Source organism: Nostoc sp. DSM 114160, assembly GCF_053470305.1.
Window position 1 is genome coordinate 711,756 of record NZ_JBPFGO010000004.1, and the last position, 22,657, is coordinate 734,412.

The 22,657-nt window shown below is 41.9% G+C and carries 25 protein-coding genes and 2 pseudogenes; 16 read left to right on the forward strand and 11 right to left on the reverse strand.

What is annotated here, in order from left to right; translation table 11 throughout:
* The first annotated feature begins 80 nt into the window (after nt 1–80).
* The 3 genes from NSTCB13_RS34940 to NSTCB13_RS34950 all read left to right on the forward strand — a co-directional run bounded on the left by NSTCB13_RS34940 (nt 81) and on the right by NSTCB13_RS34950 (nt 2,552).
* The gene (locus NSTCB13_RS34940; protein ID WP_445626254.1) at nt 81–1,100 is read left to right on the forward strand and encodes an ABC transporter ATP-binding protein; all 1,020 of its coding nucleotides are present in this window, start codon (nt 81–83) and stop codon (nt 1,098–1,100) included.
* 126 nt (nt 1,101–1,226) lie between these two features.
* A complete protein-coding gene (locus NSTCB13_RS34945; protein ID WP_448275606.1) occupies nt 1,227–2,114 on the forward strand; it encodes an ABC transporter permease in 888 nt (295 codons plus the stop codon).
* 39 nt (nt 2,115–2,153) lie between these two features.
* Complete coding sequence (locus NSTCB13_RS34950; protein ID WP_445626256.1) at nt 2,154–2,552, forward strand: hypothetical protein; 399 nt, start codon at nt 2,154–2,156, stop codon at nt 2,550–2,552.
* Nucleotides 2,553–2,629: 77 nt separating this feature from the next.
* Here NSTCB13_RS34950 and NSTCB13_RS34955 read toward each other — a convergent pair whose 3' ends face one another.
* Nucleotides 2,630–3,067: a peroxiredoxin gene (locus NSTCB13_RS34955; protein WP_448266742.1), complete on the reverse strand. Its 438-nt coding sequence runs from the start codon at nt 3,065–3,067 to the stop codon at nt 2,630–2,632.
* 194 nt (nt 3,068–3,261) lie between these two features.
* Between NSTCB13_RS34955 and NSTCB13_RS34960 the strand changes: the two genes are divergently transcribed.
* Nucleotides 3,262–3,666 carry an Npun_F0494 family protein gene (locus NSTCB13_RS34960; protein WP_448266741.1) on the forward strand — a complete coding sequence of 135 codons (405 nt, stop codon included), beginning with the start codon at nt 3,262–3,264 and terminating at the stop codon, nt 3,664–3,666.
* Here the strand turns inward: NSTCB13_RS34960 and NSTCB13_RS34965 are convergent.
* A complete protein-coding gene (locus NSTCB13_RS34965) occupies nt 3,649–3,900 on the reverse strand; it encodes a hypothetical protein (protein WP_448275607.1) in 252 nt (83 codons plus the stop codon). The two genes, NSTCB13_RS34960 and NSTCB13_RS34965, sit on opposite strands and share 18 nt — an antisense overlap.
* Nucleotides 3,901–3,984: 84 nt before the next feature.
* Here NSTCB13_RS34965 and cobQ point away from each other — a divergent pair, with 84 nt between their 5' ends.
* The 5 genes from cobQ to NSTCB13_RS34990 all read left to right on the forward strand — a co-directional run bounded on the left by cobQ (nt 3,985) and on the right by NSTCB13_RS34990 (nt 7,061).
* Nucleotides 3,985–5,469 carry a cobyric acid synthase CobQ gene (gene cobQ, locus NSTCB13_RS34970; protein WP_448275609.1) on the forward strand — a complete coding sequence of 495 codons (1,485 nt, stop codon included), beginning with the start codon at nt 3,985–3,987 and terminating at the stop codon, nt 5,467–5,469.
* A 148-nt stretch (nt 5,470–5,617) separates the two neighbouring features.
* On the forward strand, nt 5,618–5,854 hold the full coding sequence (locus NSTCB13_RS34975; protein ID WP_289798882.1) for a 2Fe-2S iron-sulfur cluster-binding protein: 237 nt from the start codon (nt 5,618–5,620) through the stop codon (nt 5,852–5,854).
* Nucleotides 5,855–5,911: 57 nt separating this feature from the next.
* Nucleotides 5,912–6,154 carry a type II toxin-antitoxin system HicB family antitoxin gene (locus tag NSTCB13_RS34980; protein WP_448275611.1) on the forward strand — a complete coding sequence of 81 codons (243 nt, stop codon included), beginning with the start codon at nt 5,912–5,914 and terminating at the stop codon, nt 6,152–6,154.
* Nucleotides 6,155–6,360: 206 nt separating this feature from the next.
* Nucleotides 6,361–6,639: a hypothetical protein gene (locus NSTCB13_RS34985; RefSeq protein WP_448275613.1), complete on the forward strand. Its 279-nt coding sequence runs from the start codon at nt 6,361–6,363 to the stop codon at nt 6,637–6,639.
* A 44-nt stretch (nt 6,640–6,683) separates the two neighbouring features.
* Complete coding sequence (locus tag NSTCB13_RS34990) at nt 6,684–7,061, forward strand: hypothetical protein (protein ID WP_448275614.1); 378 nt, start codon at nt 6,684–6,686, stop codon at nt 7,059–7,061.
* Here the strand turns inward: NSTCB13_RS34990 and NSTCB13_RS34995 are convergent.
* The 6 genes and pseudogenes from NSTCB13_RS34995 to NSTCB13_RS35020 form a co-directional block, all read right to left on the reverse strand.
* Nucleotides 6,997–7,515, reverse strand: a complete 519-nt coding sequence (locus NSTCB13_RS34995; protein ID WP_448275616.1) for a transposase — start codon at nt 7,513–7,515, stop codon at nt 6,997–6,999. The genes NSTCB13_RS34990 and NSTCB13_RS34995 overlap by 65 nt on opposite strands.
* Nucleotides 7,469–7,819 (reverse strand): transposase, encoded by a 351-nt coding sequence (locus NSTCB13_RS35000; RefSeq protein WP_448275617.1) that lies wholly within the window; start codon nt 7,817–7,819, stop codon nt 7,469–7,471. The genes NSTCB13_RS34995 and NSTCB13_RS35000 overlap by 47 nt, the downstream gene beginning before the upstream one ends.
* A gap of 270 nt (nt 7,820–8,089) precedes the next feature.
* Nucleotides 8,090–8,533, reverse strand: coding sequence for an SRPBCC family protein (locus NSTCB13_RS35005; protein WP_322701381.1), 444 nt, complete (start codon nt 8,531–8,533; stop codon nt 8,090–8,092).
* A 57-nt stretch (nt 8,534–8,590) separates the two neighbouring features.
* Nucleotides 8,591–10,033 (reverse strand): 9,9'-di-cis-zeta-carotene desaturase, encoded by a 1,443-nt coding sequence (gene zds, locus NSTCB13_RS35010; RefSeq protein ID WP_448275619.1) that lies wholly within the window; start codon nt 10,031–10,033, stop codon nt 8,591–8,593.
* 276 nt (nt 10,034–10,309) lie between these two features.
* The gene (locus NSTCB13_RS35015) at nt 10,310–10,486 is read right to left on the reverse strand and encodes a CopG family transcriptional regulator (protein WP_292857258.1); all 177 of its coding nucleotides are present in this window, start codon (nt 10,484–10,486) and stop codon (nt 10,310–10,312) included.
* Between the two features lie 2,017 nt (nt 10,487–12,503).
* Nucleotides 12,504–14,136: pseudogene (locus NSTCB13_RS35020) on the reverse strand (DUF6930 domain-containing protein).
* Nucleotides 14,137–14,456: 320 nt separating this feature from the next.
* On the opposite strand from NSTCB13_RS35020, the gene NSTCB13_RS35025 reads away from it, so the two are divergent.
* The 3 genes from NSTCB13_RS35025 to NSTCB13_RS35035 all read left to right on the forward strand — a co-directional run bounded on the left by NSTCB13_RS35025 (nt 14,457) and on the right by NSTCB13_RS35035 (nt 15,769).
* Complete coding sequence (locus NSTCB13_RS35025) at nt 14,457–14,813, forward strand: HesB/IscA family protein (protein ID WP_448275621.1); 357 nt, start codon at nt 14,457–14,459, stop codon at nt 14,811–14,813.
* Nucleotides 14,814–14,898: 85 nt separating this feature from the next.
* On the forward strand, nt 14,899–15,321 hold the full coding sequence (locus NSTCB13_RS35030; protein WP_448275623.1) for a tetratricopeptide repeat protein: 423 nt from the start codon (nt 14,899–14,901) through the stop codon (nt 15,319–15,321).
* Between the two features lie 202 nt (nt 15,322–15,523).
* Nucleotides 15,524–15,769, forward strand: a complete 246-nt coding sequence (locus NSTCB13_RS35035) for a hypothetical protein (RefSeq protein WP_094352470.1) — start codon at nt 15,524–15,526, stop codon at nt 15,767–15,769.
* Nucleotides 15,770–15,884: 115 nt separating this feature from the next.
* Here NSTCB13_RS35035 and thyD read toward each other — a convergent pair whose 3' ends face one another.
* Nucleotides 15,885–16,805: a thylakoid membrane protein ThyD gene (thyD, locus tag NSTCB13_RS35040; RefSeq protein WP_448275624.1), complete on the reverse strand. Its 921-nt coding sequence runs from the start codon at nt 16,803–16,805 to the stop codon at nt 15,885–15,887.
* A gap of 456 nt (nt 16,806–17,261) precedes the next feature.
* On the opposite strand from thyD, the gene NSTCB13_RS35045 reads away from it, so the two are divergent.
* From NSTCB13_RS35045 to NSTCB13_RS35060, 4 genes are all read left to right on the forward strand, one after another.
* Entirely contained in the window at nt 17,262–17,741 is a 480-nt protein-coding gene (locus NSTCB13_RS35045; protein WP_448265850.1) for a helix-turn-helix domain-containing protein, read from the forward strand.
* Nucleotides 17,742–17,809: 68 nt separating this feature from the next.
* A complete protein-coding gene (locus NSTCB13_RS35050; protein WP_448265851.1) occupies nt 17,810–18,061 on the forward strand; it encodes a hypothetical protein in 252 nt (83 codons plus the stop codon).
* Nucleotides 18,006–18,347, forward strand: coding sequence for a transposase (locus tag NSTCB13_RS35055; protein WP_448265852.1), 342 nt, complete (start codon nt 18,006–18,008; stop codon nt 18,345–18,347). Before NSTCB13_RS35050 ends, NSTCB13_RS35055 begins: the two co-directional genes overlap by 56 nt.
* A gap of 373 nt (nt 18,348–18,720) precedes the next feature.
* Complete coding sequence (locus NSTCB13_RS35060; protein ID WP_322693640.1) at nt 18,721–19,068, forward strand: hypothetical protein; 348 nt, start codon at nt 18,721–18,723, stop codon at nt 19,066–19,068.
* Nucleotides 19,069–19,148: 80 nt separating this feature from the next.
* On the opposite strand, the pseudogene NSTCB13_RS35065 reads toward NSTCB13_RS35060, so the two are convergent.
* Together NSTCB13_RS35065 and NSTCB13_RS35070 are read right to left on the reverse strand one after the other, a co-directional pair.
* Nucleotides 19,149–19,638, reverse strand: a pseudogene (locus tag NSTCB13_RS35065) (FHA domain-containing protein).
* Nucleotides 19,639–19,835: 197 nt separating this feature from the next.
* A complete protein-coding gene (locus tag NSTCB13_RS35070; RefSeq protein ID WP_448275626.1) occupies nt 19,836–22,451 on the reverse strand; it encodes a heavy metal translocating P-type ATPase in 2,616 nt (871 codons plus the stop codon).
* Between the last annotated feature and the right edge of the window lie 206 nt (nt 22,452–22,657).

Consider the following 22,657-nt stretch of genomic DNA (forward strand, 5'->3'; position numbering starts at 1 on the left):
TATGCGCTATTTCCTTGCTCTCTACCTTCTACAATAAGGATAGACTTTATTGAGATTTGTATAGTTGGGGATCGGCTGTCATGGCTCCCGCCGTTTTAATTCAAAATCTGCAAAAACGTTACGGTACAGTGGTTGCCGTCCAGGATGTTTCCTTTCAGGTAGAACCAGGAGAAATTTTTGGTTTGCTTGGCCCCAACGGTGCTGGGAAAACTACAACCTTGCGTGCTTTGTGTACGTTGACCACACCGGATGCAGGCATTATCGAAGTATCTGGCATCTCTGTGTTAGATAATCCGAAAGTGGCAAGACAACGACTAGGCTACGTAGCTCAGGAAGTCGCTATAGATAAGGTGTTGACTGGAAAAGAACTGCTGCAATTGCAAGCAGCACTTTATCACCTCCCAGGCGCAGTAGCTAAACAGCGGATTGAGACGGTATTAGACTTACTCGGTTTGCAAGAATACGCCAATAAAAAGACAGGAACCTACTCAGGCGGTTTACGCAAGCGCCTAGACTTGGCTGCCGGCTTGCTCCATGCACCGGATGTTCTGGTATTGGACGAGCCAACTGTAGGGCTTGACATAGAAACCCGTTTTGTGGTATGGGATTTCCTCAGAAAATTACGCGCTTCTGGGACGACGGTAGTAATTACCAGCCATTACTTAGAAGAAATTGACGCTTTAGCCGATCGCGTGGCAATTATAGATCGCGGCGTTGTCATTGCTAGTGATACACCTTCGCAATTGAAAGATCGAGTAGGGGGCGATCGCATCACCTTGCGAATCCGCGAGTTTTCCCCGATTGAGGAAGCTGAAAAAGCCAAAAACCTCCTGAAACCTTTGCCTTTTGTCCAAGAAATCATCATCAACAGCGCTCAAGGTAATTCACTCAACTTGGTAGTGACACCTCAAAATGATGTTCTCATTAACATACAGCAAGCGCTGAATACCGCTGGCTTGCCCATATTTGGCATCGCCCAATCTCGCCCCAGCCTCGATGACGTTTATCTCGCTGCCACAGGACGCACCTTGTTGGATGCAGAACTCGCAGCCGTAGCTACCCGCGATCCCAAAGCTGAGAAGAAGCAGAATATGAGATAGAGAATGGGGAGTGAAGAAGGGAATAGGTGACAGGTTACAGGGTACAGATTATTCCTTGTCACCTGTAACCTCTCCCCTAATCCCAATCCCCAATCTAAAATCCAAAATCCAAAATCCAAAATTGCTATGAGTGTTACTCCTAAGTCTGATATCAATTGGCAGCAATTAGCATCGCCGCAAGCTGATGCTAATACTGCACCTAACTTTTTCGGTGAATTGGTACAAGAGACGTTGGCTTTAACTCGTCGCTTGTTTATTCAGTTGCAACGCCGTCCCTCATCTTTGGTTGCTGGAATTATTCAACCAGTAATGTGGTTAGTGCTATTTGGTGCTTTGTTCCAAAATGCTCCCAAGGGTATATTTGGCAATACAACAAATTACGGTCAATTTTTGGCGGCTGGCATCATTGTGTTTACAGCCTTTGCTGGGGCGCTGAATGCTGGTTTACCTGTAATGTTTGACCGCGAGTTCGGCTTTTTGAATCGTTTGCTGGTAGCACCGTTGGCATCGCGGTTTTCCATTGTCTTTGCCTCAGCAATTTTCATCATCAGCCAAAGTTTGTTGCAAGCAGCCGTAATTGTTGCAGCAGCAGCATTCTTAGGGGCTGGACTACCAAATGTAGCAGGTTTAAGTGCGATCGCTCTAATTGTCTTACTCTTAGCTTTGGGTGTAACAGCCATCTCCCTCGGTTTAGCTTTTGCTTTACCCGGACACATTGAATTGATTGCAGTGATTTTTGTCACTAACCTACCATTATTGTTTGCGAGTACTGCTTTAGCACCTCTATCCTTCATGCCTAAGTGGTTGCAGGTTGTAGCTACTCTAAATCCTCTCAGTTATGCAATCGAACCAATTCGCTATCTCTATTTCCACAATAATTGGGGACTAGGTAGTGTAGTGATGCAGGCTCCTTGGGGCGATGTTACCTTTGGGGGAGCGTTGCTGGTGTTGTTTGGCTTTGCCTTAGTCGCCTTGCTGAGTATTCAACCCCAACTGCGGCGTACTCTGGCTTAAAAAGATAAAATAGATCAATTTTAGGTAGGGTCAAAACCCATGAAAAAACCATTTTTACAAATTACTAGACTCTTTGTAGCTACGGCAGCAGGAATTAGCTTTGCTTCCTTGCTCGCGGCTCAACCAAGTTCTGCTCAAATCAGCAGCCCAACGGATGCTTTCCCCAGTAATAGTACAACAGACCAAAATACCGATCCTTTCGCCCGTTCCAATTCAGACAATTTCAACATGTTCGATCTGATTCATCGGGCAAATTTCGGGACTCTCAACTGGGATTCTAACCAACAGAACGAAGAACTAAACTCAGCAGCAGCAGCCTTTAAAGCAAGGCAGCAAAAACTAATTCAAGGTCAACAACAGCAACCAACCCTCAGTTTGCCAACGGTTAGACAACCATCAGTGACGCCACCATTGATTACACCACCATCAGGTAACTGAATCAAACAAAGAACCCCAAGTCTCTAGAGGCTTGGGGCTGAAACTATTAAAAAAAACCTGAATTATCAGGTAAAAAACTACAGCCCAAGTGCAGCTAAAATATCGTTAGCATGGTTGCTGGTATTTACATTGGCGTCAACATGGGTAATTTTGCCGCTGGGGTCAATTACGTAAGTGACGCGCTTGGCATAACCACCGCCATCCACATCGAAAGCTTTGATGAGGGATTTGTCGGTGTCAGCCAGTAGGGGAAAATTCAAATTATATTTTTGGGTGAATGCTTGATGGGAGACTTCATCATCTGCACTCACTCCCAAGATGACAATATCTTTACCTTGATATTCAGACTGGGCATCCCGGAAACTACAGGCTTGTTTGGTGCAGCCTGGCGTGTCATCTTTGGGGTAAAAATATAAAACAACCGTCTTCCCTCTCAAATCAGATAGCGAGACTGTGTTGCCGTTTGTATCTTTGGCGGTAAATGCAGGTGCATCCGTACCAACTGCTAGAGGCATAATTAACCTTTCCTGTTTCAGATTGTTGATGCACTTGAAATTTTACATTAATTTATAATGTTTAAATATAATTACTAAAAAATAGGATAAATACACTTTAGGTAACTAATTTTGGTTTAATGGGGTATTTGGTACAATAAAAAATATATTCTTAAATTAATCTTTGTTAGAAGAAAAATTTATACCAATACACAATGGCTGCTGTTGATTCCCAAAACCCAAATATTTTTGTCTATCCTCAAAGCACAGTAGAAAGAGCCGAGCGATCGCTAGTGTGTTCGCCTTTTAATGTATCTTTATTTGAAGTGATGAGACACCAGAGTGTGTCATTAACTGCGATCGCCCTAGAAAATGGACTCAAGCAGGGCTATACTAAACGCCCTTTATCAGAATTAGCCTGTAATGACGCTTTGGGGTGGTTGATTCAAGTAGGTGTATTGCGCCGAGAAGTAGATGGTCAGGGAATTACAGATAGTTTTCGCCTCACTCCCTTGGGACGCCAGTTAGTAGAACAATACCAGGGTAAAAATTGGCGTACTCCTTCATGGCGCGATCGTTTGTATGATTCTGTAATTCGTTGGTTACGGATACCTTTTTAGAATAAAAAATCCAAGAGTTAGGATTAGGGAATCAAAGGGAACAATATATACGGAAACATCACATCTATTCATGAAGTCTTTACCATAACCATCTAATTGCAATTTGTGATGGTTATGGTGAGCATTGGGCACTTGTACTGAGCAGTTCGGCAGGTTTTTACAGGTAGCTCTGTCGAACTGTTTACTGTGAGATGTTGCCATTGGCGCAGCCTCTCGTAGAGAAGTGTTGGGCATGGTGTATTATTTCTTCTCCCCTGCTCCCCTGTTGTTCGCTCTCAAAATTAACCCTGTATCTTGAAAAACTAAATGATAGCAACTATGAAATCAATTATGGTGGTGGGGACAACATCCCATGCAGGGAAATCACTTTTAACTACAGCTATTTGTCGCATTCTGTCGCGGCGTGGTTGGCGAGTGGCTCCCTTTAAAGGTCAAAATATGGCTTTAAATGCTTATGTCACTGCCAGTGGTGGAGAAATTGGCTATGCCCAAGCAGTGCAAGCTTGGGCTGCGGGAGTCGTGCCTTGGGTAGAAATGAACCCAATTCTACTCAAACCTCAAGGGGATATGACTTCTCAAGTAATTATTAAAGGTAGGTCTGTAGGTAAAGTCAGTGCTTCAGATTACTACGAGCAATATTTTGAACTGGGGTGGCGGACAATTGAAGAATCGCTACAGCATTTAGGAACGGAATTTGACATGGTGGTTTGTGAAGGTGCCGGTAGCCCTGCGGAAATTAACCTCAAGCACCGCGACTTAACTAATATGCGGGTAGCAAAACATTTAAATGCACCAACCATATTAGTAGTTGATATTGACCGGGGTGGTGCTTTTGCCCATGTCATTGGCACCTTAGAGTTATTAGAACCAGATGAACGCGCTTTAATTAAAGGTATAGTAATTAATAAGTTTCGAGGGCAGCGATCGCTCTTAGATCCGGGGATAAAATGGCTAGAAGAACGCACAGGTATCCCCGTTATCGGTGTTATACCCTACTTGCAAGAAATGTTTCCAGCAGAGGATTCTCTTGACCTGCTAGAACGTCAATCGTCCACGAATAAAGCCCAAACTGACCTCACCATTGCCGTCATCCGCTTACCAAGAATTGCCAATTTCACCGACTTTGACCCACTGGAATCAGAAAGTACAGTTTCAATTAAATACTTAAGCCCTAAGCAAGATTTGGGACATCCTGATGCCGTAATTATCCCAGGTACAAAGACTACAATTGCTGACTTGCTATTGCTGCAAAAGAGCGGTATGGCAGAAGCGATCCAAAACTACGCTGCTTCTGGGGGAACGGTTTTAGGTATCTGCGGTGGCTATCAAATGCTCGGTCAAATCATCGCTGACCCAGAAGGGATAGAGGGACAAGCTGGCAGATTTCAAGGGTTAAATCTTTTACCAATCAGAACTGTAATTACAGGGCAAAAAATCGCCCGTCAGCGCCAAGTTAGCTCAAATTATCCCCAACAAGGCTTGCCAGTTAATGGCTTTGAAATCCACCAAGGGCGATCGCGTATCGAACAGCAAGGCATAGATCCCCAATCGTACCATGCCCTATTTGACGATATTAATTTAGGGTTAGTAGATAGTTGTCAATCGGTGTGGGGTAGTTACCTCCACGGGCTTTTTGACAATGGGCCTTGGCGACGGGCTTGGTTAAATCGCCTCCGTCAACAGCGCGGTTTAAAATCTTTGCCTACCGGTGTTGCGAACTATCGAGAACAGCGAGAGCAGATTTTGGACTCTCTAGCCATTGAAGTTGAAAGCCATTTAGACTTAAGTCTGTTTTTGTCTTAAGCTAAAATCCCTTGAAATGTCATTAGTCATTGGTCACTTGTACTGAGCTTGTCCTGAGCGTAGCCGAAGGGCGTAGTCGAAGTATTAGTCATTTGCAAAGGACAAAGGACAACTGACAAATGACAACTCTATTAAAAGCGTAATATTGATGATTGTTCGTGTCCGTTTTTTACCAGATGATGTCACAGTAGATGCCGAAGTGGGAGAAGCCCTCTTAGATGTAGCAGACCGGGCTGGGGTATTTATTCCCACCGGTTGTCTCATGGGGTCTTGTCACGCTTGCACTGTCGAATTAGAGGATGGAGAGATTGTTCGCGCTTGTATCACCGGAGTACCGCCACGCGAGGAATTGACGATTAATTTGTTTAGCGATCCAACTTGGTAGTTTTTTAATCCTCTAAGTTCAAAATATCAGATGAGGAAGTAGAGGAAAAGAAACAAGATGAGTAAACTTAAATACCAAATGCTTATTCAATGGTCTGAAGAAGATAATTGTTTTTTGGTAGGATTCCCTGATTTTCCAGGACAACGCTGGCGAACTCATGGAGATACTTACGAGTTAGCTGTGGCAAATGGAATTGAAGCTTTAGAGTCTCTAATTATTGCTTACGAAGCTGTAGGTGATCCACTTGCAGAACCAACAGTAAGTAAGGTGTGTCAACACAATTTACTAAGTGGTAACTAATGCTGTATTATTTGCGCGATCGCAGTTTATTTTAGTCTAAATAGTATTTTTACGTATTATTACTGCTTTTTTACAACCATATAATTTGTATATTAATTTATCAGTATGCGCCTGAACTATAAAATCGGGCATTCATACTTGGTAATGGTAAGTGGTAAAAACGCAGGTGTAGCTCGTCTTAGACATATTTGGCAATTAGGATTTTTATGACAGATTTCACTAGTAACGAATTCAAAATTTGGGTTGAAGGTATTATTGATGACCTAAACTTAAATTCGGTTATATATTATTCTACTGAAAGTTTAAAAAAACATGATTATGCAAAATTATGGGAAATTTATAAAGACACTGAAAATGATGATGATTGTGCTGATGAATTGGCAAAATCTATTATCTCAAATGCTCATGGTATTGATGATTCAGAATTTACTCAACTTGAGCTTATAAATCATTATAACAACAGTGGTAAATACGATTTAGAATAAATCATCTATTTACTAAATAAGAATTATTTAATATTAACTGTTAATTGGCAAAGCTCATGATCATACGTCTTGATAATTCTACTGGTAAAGCAAAAATAGTCAAATTTGATTATCCTTATAATGGGAAGGAAATTTATCTAAATAAAGGATTAGTGACTAAATTACAAAAAGATGGAAAACTGGAAAAATTGGAGGATACGGTTTATGATTACAGAGTTGATGTAAACTTTATCCCTCAAACCCATAATATATGGAGTTTTACTGAATATGTAGAGTTAGAAGATAATTCACCAAAAGATCAATACTCAGACTTTGAAGATTATCTGTGCGGTCATGTTGAGCAAAATAATGATGAATCTATCCCACTAATAAAATTCTGCGAACCCAGATGTGAACTGTTGCTAAGGAAAGAAAACCATTAAAGCAGGCGGAAATTCGCTCCCACCGCACAACCAGACGGCGATATTTTCTTTGATACCAGGCGAAACAACGTTCTTGCTGAAAGCGCGGAACAGAAATTTTAATTGGTCTACCCCGATGTTTCTTATTCTTCCAAATACGCTTAGGCAATTGGGGTCTGATTCCACGTTTACGCAATGCAGCCCGTTTGTCCTTGGAATCGTAACCTTTATCCGCAGCCAACACCTTGACTCGTTTACGCGGTCTACCAGGCCTATTAGTTTTGACCTTGACACTATCTAACAGAGGTATAACTTGCTCTCTTTCGCTACCGTTGGCTGGAGTTGTGCAATTAGCCAAGGGCAGACCATTACCATCGGTCAATGTGTGTATTAAGATTCCTTTACCTTTATGACCATACTTAACTCCTTCACCGCCACCCTTTCCAGGGGGAAAAAGACCCATCAACTGCACCATAATCCCAGTTGATTAATCCTTTTTCTTCTGCAATGCCTAATACACGAGCTTGTAAATTATCTAATGTTCCGTCTTTTTGCCAACGTTGTAGCCATCTGTGCGCTGCACTTTTTGATGCCCATATTTCTCCCTTTGGAACATCACACCAACGACATCCTGTAATCAATATATACAGCAACGTATTAATCACATGACGAAATGGAGCGTGTGGCATTCCGCGATCGCGCTTTTCTGGTTCCTTGGGAAATATATCTTCAAATAGTCTCCATTCTAGATCACTTAATCCTTCAAATCGCCCAGCCATACCCTGATACAACTTACCGTCATCAACAGTAGATTATCATATTGCTGGTATTAGTGGGATAGGTTCATTCTATAACTTTAATTTACAAAGAATAATTTATACAAACACATTAAAATTTCAAGCAGACAGCTTTACTAAGATTGCTCCTCCGCTATCTCAATAGGAATTTTCAGCATTACCTGTTACAATCCTTAAAAAATCCCAATTTTTCCATCAGACAGCAAGAAACTTTTATACCTTGTTTCCTACTGCCTGGTTTTGCTATCTATATCAATTAGCTTTAACATTCAGCGCGTATTCTTTAAACCTTTCCAAATCAGCTTGAATTGTTGATTCAACTATCCGCCCCAAAAACAAGTTATCCATAATTTTGCCAAGAATGCCGGGGATGGCATAGGAAATAGTCATTTTCACTATGCTACTATTGTGGCGATCGTAAAAGCGAATCGCTCCCTGATTCGGCAAACCATCAACCGATTCCCATTGAATAATTTGGTTGGGAATAACTTTGAGAATTCGGGATTGCCAATTAAATTCTAGACTGCCAGTTTTTAATTTCCAAAGAGATATATCTGGATTATCTGGCGGAATTTTCACCGAATCAATCCACTTCATCCACCGGGGCATTTGCTCTAAATCAGACCAGAGGCTCCATACTAAATCTATGGGAGCCTCTACTTCTACTTGCACAGTATGCTCTAACCAGTCTGACATTTTTTTGTTCCTTCTCTACGAGATGCTTTGCGATCGCCTTCTTTGCACTCTTTGAAGTTATTTCTTCAAACTCTCCAAAATCACTTTTGCTGCACGTCGTCCAGAAATAGTAGCACCTTCCATGCTGTCGATGTAGTCTTGCTGAGTATAACTGCCGGCAAGGAAGAAATTATCTACTGGTGTTTTTTGGTTGGGGGGACGGTACGCATCCATCCCTGGCGCTTCTCGGTAAAGAGACTGAGCAAGTTTTACCACACTGTACCAAGTCATATTTAGCTCCCGCGACGAGGGAAACAGTTCATGGACTTGCTTGAGAACATGTTGTGCGATCGCTTCATTACTTTGGGTAATAAACGGATCTCCCGGTGTCAGCACTAACTGTAACAATGACCCCTGTCCTGGGCGATAATAATCAGCAGGACTAGTTAACGCTAAATCGGCAAAACAAGAAAAGTCAGCATCGGCTGTGTAAAGTAAATTATCAATTCCAGCCGCCTGATTTAGCTGTTTGCGTTGCTCTCCATCGTTCAGTTCTGTTACCCAACCGTCAAAGCGTAACTGCACTGTAGCTACTGGCACTGCATCCAGTTTGTAAATATTGTCAAATTCTGACCACTTACGCCACTCTTGGGGTAGGATGCGTTGAATTCCTGGAACATCACAGGCAAAAACGTAAGCATCAGCTGCGATCGTTTCGACTGCATCACCTTGGGCAACTACTATACCAGTGACACGGGTTTGTTCGGCTGACTCAGTAAACTGAATTTCTCGAACTTGTCGGCGCGTGTAAATTTTGGTGCCCCTAGCTTCTAGATATTCCAGAATCGGCTTGTGTAAATATTCAGATGGAGAACCTTCCAGCATTCGCAAAACTGAAGCTTCAGTTCTAACTGCAAATAGCTGAAATATGGTTAACATACAACGGGCAGACATATTTTCGCAATCAATAAATCCCAATGCGTAGGCAATGGGGTTCCACATCCGCTTGATGCTGCCATTACTCCCACCATGACTGCGAAACCAATCGGCAAAGCTAACTTTATCTAAATTGCGGATAGTTTTCATCGCCCCATTAAAGTCTACCAATCCGCGAACTACCGGACTAGTACCCAAAGCGATCGCATTTTGCAATTTATCCTGCAACGATAGTTGGGAAGTAGTGAAAAATGCCTTTAACCCGTTGAAAGGCGCACCTGTAAGAAAGCGAAAATCTAAAGCACCAGTGCGCCCCCCTTTATTGATAAAAGTGTGGGTATGTTCCTTGAGGCGTAAGTTTTCTAACACCCCCACTTTTTTCATTAAGTCAAATAGTTGGTAGTAGCACCCGAAAAATACATGCAACCCCATTTCTAGATGGTTGCCATCTCCATCAACCCAACTGCCAACTTTACCACCGACAAACGGACGAGATTCAAAAATCTCTATTTCACAACCAGCATCAGCTAGATCCACTGCGGTTGCTAGCCCAGCCAGTCCCGCACCTACGATTGCAACACGCATTCCGTCGTTCCTTTTCAGTTTCTTTACAGATTGTAACTGGGTTGGTGTCGGAATTTGCTACTTAATATCAACTCCAGCAGCATATTAATGCTTGCCAATATTGATACTAAAAACTCTTTGATTACTTCTTTTAGTTCCGGTAAATGACCAGACGCGATCAAAACGCGTCTGTATCATCTAGACAAACTTTTGTCCATAGCAGCGGACTCTCAAAAGTATCAGAGATATTTTTTTGGTGGCAAAGCAGTTTTCTGGATAAGTTGTGAAAGTCACTTCTTAGTTGTTTGCATCTTTACTGTCGTCGGAGACAGGCAAACTTCTAATCAGTTCGCGAATCACATCAGTTGCAGGTCTACCTGTTTGTTGGCAATATTTTTCTAGTTTTTCCGCTTCCTGCGTTGCAAGATTAACTGTTATGCGTTTAACTGCCCATTTTTTATTTGTCATTATCATGCTATCTGCTGTATATTTAGATGGTCGAAAGGGTCTAAATTAAAGAGGGAACCGATAAGATTATCAGAGTTTGTCTCACGAAACAAGTAATACCATTAATATTAAGAATGTTTGTTTTGTCAAAGGATCGATCATTTTCTAAAAAAATCAAAATACTACACTTTATTTGTTACTATTGTGACAGCATAAATAGCACATCGTTGCTTTTGAAGATAATAACCCTACTAACAGCATGAGTAAACCCTAACAATTAAATTTTATAAAGGAATTCAAGATACCTACTGTTGACTCAATGAAGATTTCCAAAGTTATTCTCCATTGAAAGCATTTGACCTTCACTCTTAACTAAGTTCGTCAAACCCAGTTAGAGAGAACATCTGTTAGAACATCAAAAAATAAAGCTTCAAAATCATTATCATACTGAAATGCTGCTTTACAGGAGGGTTGAAGTGGTGTGTGTAGAGCGTTAATAGTGACTTAGAAAGTAGACAAATAAGCGATCGCCTTAAAACAAACACCTATATCTAACCAGACTGTAACCAAGAACTTAAGAGCTACTTGAACTGTTATCAATTTTGGCTTACTTCGATCAAGCTGATTGCTTTTCACTGTCAATATAGTAGCCCGAAAAAAAAGGACAACGCTCAGTCTACTGAGTCTAAATTGCCAATTATCTTGGTAATTTTTGACAACAACATCTGTAATTTCACACAGACGAATTCATCCAGAATATATGTGATGTTATTTGACTGTTGCCGATAATATTTTAGTTTTGTTTCATATTTTTACAATAAATCATCGTCAGAATGTTATAAAATATTCCATCTTTTTTATCTTCTTTCTAGCGATATAGTTTGCTTTGAAAGCAGCAAGATTTTTACGATTTATCGTCTTCATTTATCTAGAGGTTATATAAATCCTTTTTAGCCAAGTAGGGCGTTAGAAGTTTGACATAAAAATTTTTCCTCATCTGTAAGCTAAGATATAAATTCCTGCAAAGAAAATTTTTGTCACAACTATTTTTATCTGGTAAGTATACCCGTAAAAAGAATCGTATATTTTATTTTTTTTAGCATTGTGTTTATTATAGCTATTATTTACGCACTTTAAATAATCTTCATTTAGACACTAGCAAACCTATTTTTTATCCTTTATAAAAAAATTACAAAGAAAAACATATTATCTGAACTTTTGCTTAATGATATTGATATATAACAGTTAAAAAAAAGATTTTAATATCTCAATGCATCAGTTAGGTTTGATTCAAGCAGTGTTTGGAGATAAAATTTTAGTGTGTTGTAGTTATTTATACTTAGCTAACTTAGATAAAATAACTAGAAAACTATGAAAATATAGGTACTTCATGAAATTTAGGTAAAGTTAGCTTCTTAAGATTGGTCGCGTATTCGTATTGACATATACGTGAATATTCATGAAAAAGTGCCGCATGCTGATAGGTACGCAGATCGCCAAGACTGAGTAGAACCGGAAATACTCTGCCTCTACTTAAAAGACTACCTACCAGGGATGGGTTGCATACTAATAGGATTTAGTTAAGGGTTAGTGGTGTAGACAATTGGTCTTTCAAGACGCGACAAAACGCCTGTCTACATCTGGGTTTTGTTGCTCATTCTGAATTGTATTGGGGTATATACAAAAGTGAAAATCCTGAACCTGTTTACTTCCCTGAAACAGTTACTCCTGAATTCAGAATTCTGAATTCAGGAGTAAAACACGCTTGATATTTAGGTAACAGACTTAGCTTGTCTAATTCACTTTCCTGGAAATCTGCTGTCAATGATGCGCCCTTACTTTCATCCCCACGTTTTGCTATGGGGTAAGACAGTACTCAGCACTGGTGAATCAACACTCTGTTGGTAAAAAGAACAGGGGTAAACGTTAAAAGGTAAAGCCTTCCCTTTTTCCCTCTCAAATGCAGTTTTAATCAATCAAATACACATCAACTTAATTTCTCATACCGATAATTTGAGATTGAGGATTGCGGCAATTCGTACAATTACTCAAATTTAAGTTGGGGCATCAGTTGGAGAGTGCCAATACCTAAATCTTTAGGTGAAAGCGATCGCCCTTCAAACAAAGCCATCATATCTCGTAACTGAGGATTGCCACGGGAGGCTCCCGTTAGTCCTTTGGCAATGATTAAGCCACAGTAGCCCTTAGTATTTTTACACCGCTGATTCCATTTTTTTCGGGCTTCGACATGAATCGGATCTTCATCTAAAAATTCCCCGAATAGGAACAATTCGCCATTTTGAGTTTGCAATAAACCTAAGTCGTAGCGATCGCCATCAAAAGGATCGGCACCTGGATTAAAGCAAATTGCTCTTAGTCCGCCCGCTGCTTCAATTCTTTCAATTACAGTCTTCGCCTTGGGCCGGGAAGTTTGAATTAGAATCACCGGCAAACCGTCACCCACTTGTTTGATTTCACTAGCCTGGTGGTAGCTGACCCCCCTTTCGTAGAGAATCCAACATTTCCCAGGACACTACACCTAAGCTGAGGAAGGAATCTTCTGGTATCAAGTCATCTCGCAATGATTGGAAATCAGGGTTGTTAATCTCCTCGTCATCAATACCAAAGCCTGCCATTTCCTCTAATTCTGCTGCTAACTGCGGCATGGTAGAGACTGTTACCGACACTGATTTAGTTGATTCTTCCGACTGCGGTAGAGAAATGCGATAGCGACGGCTGAGAGTAGGGAAAATGTGTTCGTGAAGTTGGCGACGGTGATCGCGAATAAAGCGACTCAGGCTTTCGATCGCAACCAAGATTACCAATGCCTCTTCGTCATACAAAACAGACCGTAGTCCTTCTAAAGGATGAATGTTACCAAAAGTAGGGTCAATTTCTGATAATGGCAGATCCGCCAAATCATCTTCTTCATTCTCATCTTCATCGGTTTCGTCAACGCTCTCGAAAGTGAGAAACAGACAATCTTGCTTAAGGAACGCTTCTTCTAGATGCTCTGTTGATTCTTCATCCGTTAAAACTGCGGCGCGAAACTGTTTTAAAGACTCTTCTGAGCGATAAAACAAAATCCCATACTCCATTCCCAGCATTCCCATAACTGAGGCGTAGAGTGTGCCAACATCCCACCTATTAATCTCGATTGACAAAATTTGCTGTTCTTCCAAAAATTCCCAAGGTGCTGCTTGCCAAATTGCAAATGCTTTCTCTCGCAATATTTGCGCATACTGTGGGGGTAAATCGGGGGTTTGACTATCGAGGATGTCGGCGAATCCCCGAAATAGTTCATCAATTAAAGGCAGTTCTGGTGCGTAGTCAATAGCGATATCCAAATCTTGCAGCACTCCCCGCAGGTAAAATTGGATCTCGCGGTCTTTGACTACAATTCTTTGGGGCCTAGCAGGTCTTGCCGGACTTTGGGGATGCTCCATTGCTTGCATTAAGGTGCGAACTATTGCTTCTGGGCCGGTATCAGAAGCTACCACGTCCATTCCTCGAACAACACCTTGGGAGTAATCTACCCAAAGAATGCATTCTCCCTTTGCCTCTGAGTCTGACAGCTGGTTTGGTGATGACAACGGACGGCGATCGCCCTCCCATACAGAAGGAATTTGAGTTAATTTCTTCAACCGACGACTGGTAGAGCGATTAAAACTTGTCATAGAAATCAAAAGAAGCAATTTGGAAGTAAACTTTGGGGGCTAGCTAGCCTCGGATTAAATTTTTATGGCTGCACCTGAAGGGTGGTTGCTTCTGTTGCTGCCGTAAGGCTTGAATTTTAAGAATACCGAATGTATAAACACATTGAGTCTCTCAATTCTAGAATAAAAATCTTTGGCTACTTTTGACGGAGTGTTTACAATTTGGTATCTAGCAACATCTAAGCCGCTAGAATGAATACAAAAACACTTAACGAGCAACCCAGAAGCATTACAAGCCGATATAGGGTAACGCTTATACTAATTAAGGAGTTGAAAAGCAGATGACACAAGCAATTGAAGCTCAACAACGCGGAATTATGTTGAGCGAAGCCGCATTGCACCAAGTAAAATCCCTCCGGGACAAGCAAGGCACAGACTTGTGCTTACGGGTAGGAGTGCGTCAGGGTGGGTGTTCTGGGATGTCTTACATGATGGACTTTGAAGATACCAGCAAGATCGCTCCTGATGATGAAGTTTTTGATTATGATGGCTTCAAAATTGTCAGCGATCGCAAGAGTCTGTTATATCTCTACGGTTTAATGCTTGATTACAGCGATGCTATGATTGGCGGTGGTTTCCAATTTACTAACCCCAATGCTAATCAAACTTGTGGTTGCGGCAAATCATTTGGGGTGTAATATTGTCAGTTGTCATTTGTCATTTGTCTTTTACAAATGACCAATGGCTAATGACTAATGACTAATGACCAATGACTAATGACCAATGACTAATACAGTTGAATCCCTGTTTGATACAGGTTTAGAACGCTATAAAGCAGGAGAATCAGCAGAATCTTTAATCCCTGTATTTAAAGAAGTGTGCGATCGCGCTCCTAAAACTAGTGCAGCTTGGGTTTGTTTAGCGTGGTTGTATCTACTCGATAACAAACCCAATTTGGCTTACAAAGCCGGACAGAAGGCAGTCAAGCTAAATCCACAAGATCCCCAAGCTAGAATCAATCTCGCCTTAGCAATGCTGGAAACAAAGCAAAAAGGTTTGCGGGAACATATTGATATAGCACAACAGTTGATTTTTGTCAACGAAGAATGGAGTGATGAAATAAAAAATAGTATTGAGGACGGTTTAAGTAGAAAACCAGATTGGCAAAGTTTAACAAAAGTCAAAAGTTGGCTATTTGAAAAATAAAAGATGGGGAGTGGGGACTTTTAAGAGGCAGGGGGGCAGGGGAAGATGTGGTTCGACTGCGCTCACCAACCGGGAGATGAGGGAGATGAGGGGACAAGGAGATAAACAAAACTCTTAACTCCTAACTCCTAACTCCTAACTCCTAACTCCTAACTCAGCACTCTTAACGCCCAATTCCCAATGCCCAGTACCCAATCCAATCATGAAAGATAAATTGTTAAATTGGCTAAACATGGTTTTAGTTGCCGATGTTTTTTTGGTTTTATTTGGCTTTGGCTGGTTAGCGATCGCTGCGATCGGTGATGCCGCTGGAGTAAACCTGGGTTTGGATTTGTGGCATCAACTGTGGCAACCCTTGTTTAACCCCGCAATTGGCATTCTCATGGGCGGTGCAATTCTCAGCGGTATTATCAGTTGGGTTTCCAAAAAATTTCTTTCTAGCCAATAGTCAAAAAATCAGGTATGGGGCAATTCAATTTTGGATTTTGGATTTGAGATTTTGGATTAAATTTCAATCTAAAATCCAAAATCTCAAATCTAAAATTCTTACTCCCCACTCCCTTTTAATTAAGAATTTGTGTTAATGCCGATTGCAAATTAGGATATTTGTACTCAAAGCCTGTTTGCACAGTGCGTTTTGGGATAACTTGTTGACCTTCTAAAACTACTATTGCCCCGTCTCCTAAAAGAGCTTCGATCGCAAAAGCAGGAACAGGCAACCAAGAAGGGCGATTCATCACTTGTCCCAAAGTTTGGCTTAAATCTGCCATCCTAACTGGGTTGGGGGCAGTGGCATTATATACGCCTTCTATTTCCGGTTTAGTTAAAGCTTGCAAAATCAGGTTAACTAAATCGTCTACGTGAATCCATGAGAACCACTGCCGACCACTGCCAATAGGCCCGCCAGCAAAGAGTTTGAAAGGCGGAATCATTTTACCTAAAGCACCACCATTACCCAAGACAATCCCAAAACGCAGAATTACTAGTCGCACACCAGCATCTTTTACTTTTCTCGCTTCAGCTTCCCAGGCTTGGCAGACTTGGGCAAGAAAATCGTTACCAGATAGACTGGTTTCATCAAAGGTAGCCGTTTCACTGGTGCCGTAGTAGCCAATAGCCGAAGCGTTAATTAACACTGATGGTTTAGGATTAGCGTTGGCTATTGCTTCAACTATTTTTTGTGTACCTAACTTTCGGCTATTGAAAATTTCTTGTTTCCGTTCTGGTGTCCAGCGTCCTTCACCAATAGGTTCTCCTGCCAAATTAACTACGCCATCACAACTAGCAATAACACTTTGCCAAGAACCAGATGCATTTGGTGTATGGGCAACAATTTCTACATTAGGGAAAGCCTCAGATGGAAAAACCTTTTGAGCAAAAGCGGTATTCCGAGTTAATGCTACTATTTTATGACCTTCTTTGTGTAATCGTTGTACCAAACGACTACCGACAAATCCTGTTGCTCCAGTAATTGCGACTTTCATTTTCTACCTTAGCCAAACCTTTATTGTAAAGTTTTCGATCAAACTTTCAGCTTACCAAAGAAGGCAGGAGGCAGGAGGCAGGAAGAAGAAAACACATTTTTTGCCCTCTACCACTTTCTTCTAGATTGAGTAAATTTATTTATGTTCGCGAAGCGTGTCTTAGACAAGAAAGAATAAAGTATATATTTCGAGCGGAAAGTGCCACAAAAAATACTGCCTCCTTATTGAAACCTCATTCAGCTGAGACTCACGGAACGCCTAAATTATTTATGACGTTTACCTCCTGCCCCCTACCTTTCTGGGGCAGGTTTTTTTGATTAGACAAATTTTTGGGATTTTAAAACCAAAACCATTGTCTGAGAACTTAAAACTACGTTCAATAATTGATACCAATTCTGTATGAAGATGCGCCAAACTACGTCAAACTTATAGATGGATGCATTTAGTAATTTTGTGATGAGTGGTCCATTCCAAATCGAGATTTCAGAAAGCCTTGAAGAATTGGAGAAAGCTCTCAAACATTCCACAACGGCAAGCAGCAAAGAACGATTGCAAATGCTCTATTGGCTCAAGAGTAGTCAAGTCAGCAGCAGGCGATCGCTGGCAGAACGTTTAGGGCGTGATGAAGCAACCATAACTCGTTGGGTGAGAAAGTATAAAGATGAAGGAACAAGGGGCTTGCTTGAAGTCAAACATGCACCCGGAAAAGCTCCGAGCATCAGTGGTTCAGACTTAGAACGCTTGAAAAAGCGGTTACAGGAGCCATCTGGTTTTCAAAGCTATGGTCAAATTCAACAATGGCTCAAGAGCGAATTAGGGCTTTCACTGGCTTATAAAACGGTCTATGAAGTTGTTCGCAACCGTTTAGGTGCTCCCGTTGAAAGTACCTCGTCCTCAAAGCACCAAACAACAACCAGAAAGTCTATCTCACTTTAAAAAAAACTTCCTCTAGCATTCAAATTCTTGCAGGAGGAATTTGGAGAGGGGAAGAGATTAAGGTACTTGTGCGGAGCCGGAGACGCTCCGCCTCCGGTCAAGACGAAACACGATTAGGATTAAAGACAATTACAGGACGTTTAATTACAGCTAAAGGAGTTAAACCTGTTGGCTTAAGCCAGTGGCAACGCCAGAATTTTTATCTATACGGTGTTGTCGAACCTCTGAGTGGATACAGCTTTTTCTATGAGTTTCCCTACCTGAATGGGGATTGTTTCCAACGTTTTTTGGAATTACTGTCTGCTGACAAGAGGAGATGATATCGCAGTCATACAGTTCGACCAGGGGTCATTTCACAAAGCTAAAGCTCTCGATTGTCCAGATAATATTATCCCTATTTTTCAACCTCCTCACTCTCCCGAACTCAATCCGATTGAACGTGTTTGGGAATTTCTCAAATCGAAACTGCAATGGGAAAATTGTAAAACTCTTGTGCAACTACAGCAGAAGTTAACTGATGTACTAAAAACAATTACACCTGAGGTGATTGCTTCTCTGACTTCTTACGACTTTATTCTTGAAGCTTTATTTAGCGCAGCTTCATAAAGAAATGGTATGAGAACATTCTCAACTATTTATCGAAAGCCTAAAAGCCTGCCCTTGAAAGCTGCCCCCTACCCCCTGCCTTTCTGGGGCAGGTTTTTTTGATTAGACAAATTTTTGGGATTTTAAAACCAAAACCATTGTCTGAGAACTTAAAACTACGTTCAATAATTGAGAACATTCTCAACTATTTATCGAAAGCCTAAAAGCCTGCCCTTGAAAGCTACCCCCTGCCGCCTGCCCCCTGCCCCCTGCCTCTTCATTGACTCTATATCCGGTAATACCTACTCTCAAAAACTTTGATTTTTTAATGACTTTATATTTAGATACTTCGGTATTATAGGATGGACGGAGTGTTGCAAGGCTTGGGGCTATTATGGCTCGCTATACCTGTTCATTTATTATTTCTGTTCCTAGTGACCATCTGGTGCCGTTACTTGTAGAACTTCTACAGGACTGTCAGTTGGATATTCAGTATCACACAGCCGAATATATTATCGGTCGTGAGGTTCCTGGAAATGTTCCTTTTCCTAAATTAATAACAGTAGAAGTACTGATTGACAAATCAAAATCTACTGAAACAGAAACCCGGATGAGTATTGTGATTAAAAATGAAGAACTACCAATTCACCTAGATAATTACTGCCGACAAATGTTTGAGTTAATCAAGCAAGCTATTGAAAGTAGCCGCCATTGGCATTTGATTGAAAGTATTGCAGGATAGTTTTGGTGATTTAATTTATACTCCCACGACTTCAAACCGTGGGAGTATCAGACTGTGATTGGTAGTTATAATTCACTCTCCTACTCCTCTAAATCCTCGGCCATACCGGGGTTTATCAGTGTAATGTCGTACTCGCTCGAATCCGTTTGTCCTAAACGCTGAGTGTTTCTTAAAAGGTAATAAATGGCACGTACTTGAGGCCCAAAAACGATCTCGTCTTCATTTTTGAGATCGTGGGCTGGTATCTTGCGTCCATTAATCATCAAACCATTGGAACTAGGCTTACCTTTGGCATCGCCATCTACAATCCGGTAATAGTAGCTATGACTATTATGCTCTCGTGGCAATCTCACTAATGTGGCATGGCGGCGGGAGACAAACTGCGACATCAAACGGATATTACATTCGCGGGTCTCTACCAATAGAGTAGACAGGGTGCTCCAGAGAAAATTCTTTGCGACCTTGATCGTCTTCAATAATTAGTAGATGGTTTTCATTGGTTTCTGCTGCCATTGACAAATCGGTGGAACTGTAATTGATTAAGCTTTGTTTAGTATCGTATCTTGGCATTTTTGCGCACCATAAGTTTGTGGTGCTAATCTAAATAAGCTTTAAAATTGCATAATACCTTGAAAGAGTAGAACATGGCCGTTCTACTCCAGTAGCTATGATAGCTTTGGTAAGTGTTTTAATTTGACGACTGACTCCTGAATTGTGCTTTGATAACCAAGATTTGTGGTGGCAAATTGAATATGTAAAGGAGTCTTCTACGGGCGATGAGCAAATCGCCGTAATAATATTGAGTTGGTGACGACGCTAACAGAGCTAAAAGCCATTAATGCAGCAGCACCAGATGGGTTAAGCACAAAACCCAGACTAGGAAATAAAACACCTGCTGCTAAAGGAATGCCAAGTGTATTATATGCAAAAGCCCAGAATAAATTTTGGCGGATTTTGTTGAATGTGGCGCGACTAAGCTGAATAGATTCGACGACATCGTTTAGGCGATCGCGCATTAAAATAATTTCAGCAGTTTCCATTGCCACATCTGTCCCGGAATGTAAAGCAATTCCGACATCAGCTTGAGATAAAGCTGGAGCATCGTTGATTCCATCTCCTACCATTGCAATTATTGAGTGTGTAGAGACGCGATTAATCGCGTCTCTACGGAGTGAGAAGTTAGGAGTTTTCTTTGCCCCCTTGTCTCCTTGTCCCCCTTGTCCCCTTGTCCCTTCTAACTGAAGAGACTGTATTGCTGCTGCTTTTTTAGCTGGGGGAACACCTGCGATTACATCAGCGCTATCTAATCCTAATTGTTTGGCTATGGCGCTAGCTGCTTCTTGGCGATCGCCACTGAGCAACATTACCCGTAGGCCCATCTGACGCAATTTGTCTACAGTGGATCGAGCATCCGATCTCAGGGTATCAGAAACACCAATTAGTCCGGCTAAGGTTCCCCCAATTGCTACACAAACGACTGTTTTACCATCTGTTGCCAAATCCTGTGCTAACTGTTGTGCGGTTTCGTTAATGGCAATGCCATGCCAACTTAACCATTCCCAGTTACCCAACAATACAACTGTGCCCTCGATCGCAGCAGATACCCCTAGCCCTGGTTCCGTGTGAAAGTCTACAGCCTCTGGAATAGATAACTGTTGCCGTTGTGCTTCTTGTTGAATCGCTTTTGCTAGAGGATGGTAAGTACCGCTTTCTACGGCGGCTGCTAGTTGTATTAGGGAGTAGGCTTGCCGTGAGCGTAGCCGAACGGGAGTAGGCTTGCCGTGAGCGTAGCCGAACGGGAGTAGTGAGTGAGGTTGACTACTCCTTATTCCCCACTCACCATTCCCCATTTCCTCAATTAGCAGACAATCTGTAACTATGGGATTACCTGTGGTAAGAGTGCCAGTTTTATCAAATACTACGGTGTTTAACTGGTGTATTTTTTCTAAAACATCGCCACCTTTGATTAACAAACCTCTTTCTGCGCCCATAGCAGTTCCAACCAGAATGGCTGTTGGTGTGGCAAGTCCCAAGGCACAGGGACAAGCGACTACCATAACTGCGATCGCTAGTTTTAAACTGATTAGGAGTGATGAGTGCTGAGTGCTGAGTGCTGTTAGCGGTAGCGGGGCGTTTAGCCCGTGGTGGGCTTCATGTGTAGCGTGGCTCATCATTTCCATACCACCAGACATGGTGATATTAGCCCAGATGTGAGTACCGAAAAAATACCAAAAGAAAAATGTTAAGACAGATGCTGTTAGTACTCCGTAGGTAAAGTAACCAGCTACTGTATCTGCTAATTTCTGTACTGGTGCTTTCCGAGTTTGAGCGGCTTCTACTAAGGCGACAATTCGAGCTAGAGTTGTATCACTTCCAATCCGGGTTGCCCGAATAGCGATCGCTCCTGACTGGTTTAGTGTTCCCCCTGTCACCACATCTCCTGGTTTTTTGATTATTGGCACTGCTTCCCCGGTTAGCATTGATTCATCAACCGTTGTTTGACCAACCACCACTTCACCATCAACGGGGATTTTATCACCTGGCAGCACTTGTAAGCATTCACCGACACGCACCTGTTCAGCAGGAATTTCAACACTAGAAGAACCCATTCCGGCTTTCTCTGGATTGGCTATCAATCGCGCTAAGAGTGGCTGGAGTGCTAGCAATTTCCTAAATGCAGCCGCCGCACGACCTCTAGCTTGTTGCTCTAATGTCCTTCCTAAGAGAATAAAGCCCAGCATCATTACTGGCTCGTCAAAGAAGCACTCCCAACCTAATTGGGGAAAAAGCAGCGCTACTAAACTAGCAATGTAGGCTGTCAGCGTTCCCAATCCTACTAGGGTGTTCATGTTAGGCGCATTTCGTCGCCAGCCCAGCCAGCCATCTACTAAAATCGGGCGACCAGGAATTAACAGCGCCACTGTCGCTAGTCCACAGTGAAACCAAATATTATTTAGCACTGGCAGCACTGAGCTACCAAGATTACCAAAATGTCCACTTCCCGACAATATCAGCAATACTGCTGCGATCGCTAACTGCCATAGAGAAGAACGCATTTCTCGGCGTTGTCGTTCTGCTGGATCTGGTAAGGTTGATATTTCGCCTGCTACTGTGCCATTAGCTTTTCGGGGTTGAGTCGGGAATCCAACGGCTGTTAATCGCTGTGCCAGTGCATCTGCATCTATTGCACCAACTTCTGACTCTACAACTGCTACCTCTGTGGCCAGGTTCACACAGGCACTCTTGACTCCTGGATGTTGGGTCAGCTGTCGCTCTACTGCGTTCACACACCCAGCACACTTCATACCCCCAACATCTAAAATAATCTTCTCTAGGATTGGGTCAGGTTCTAGGGCTGGCTTAGTTTTCGGGACAAGTTGCATGGCTTGTGTTTAGATTCGCTACAGAAATTCAACGCCTGACTAAAAGCGTCTCTAATTCGAGCGTAGGCTAAATATGGAACTATGACTCAATGTCAACCATATTAAAATTATTAATTTATCGTACTTCGTTGAGCATCAAGACTATCGCTGCATTTTAATTCAACGTTCCAAGTTCTCAGATTTTTCTGTAGGGTTCTGAATTTGAA